At 64.8% G+C, this 719-nt stretch carries 1 protein-coding gene; it reads left to right on the top strand.

Annotated elements, in window-relative coordinates:
• Positions 1-719 (top strand): cyclopropane mycolic acid synthase family methyltransferase (locus A5692_RS06120; RefSeq protein ID WP_068053424.1); only part of this gene is annotated, 719 nt, incomplete at both ends.

Raw genomic sequence — 719 nt, forward strand, 5'->3', positions numbered from 1 at the left:
GAGCGCGACGACATGACCCTGGAAGAGGCGCAGCTGGCCAAGATCGACCTTGCGCTGGGCAAGTTGAAGCTCGAGCCGGGGATGACGCTGCTCGACATCGGCTGCGGCTGGGGCGCCACCATGCGGCGGGCCATCGAGAAGTACGACGTGAACGTCGTGGGCCTGACATTGTCGGAGAACCAGGCCGAGCACGTGCAGAAGACGTTCGACCAGATGGACACGCCCCGCACCCGGCGGGTGCTGTTGGAGGGGTGGGAGAAGTTCCACGAGCCCGTCGACCGCATCGTCTCGATCGGCGCCTTCGAGCATTTCGGCCGCCAGCGCTACGGGCGCTTCTTCAAGATGGCCTACCAAGCGCTGCCGTCCGACGGGGTGATGTTGTTGCACACCATCGTTCGCCCGTCCTTCAAAGACGCCCGGGCGCGGGGCATGAAGCTGACCCACGAGATCGTGCACTTCTCGCAGTTCATCTTGACCGAGATCTTCCCCGGCGGGTGGCTGCCGACACCGCAGACCGTCGGCGAGTACGCGGTCACGGCGGGCTTCGAGCTGACCAGGGTCCACTCGCTGCAGCTGCACTACGCGAGGACCCTGGAGACCTGGGCGGCCGCCCTCGAGGCCAATCGCGAGCAGGCCATCGCCATCCAGTCCGAAGAGGTCTACAACAAGTACATGCACTACCTGACCGGCTGTGAGAACTTCTTCCGCAAGGGCATCAG

The organism is Mycobacterium sp. E342, from assembly GCF_001667665.1.
Lineage (GTDB): Bacteria > Actinomycetota > Actinomycetes > Mycobacteriales > Mycobacteriaceae > Mycobacterium.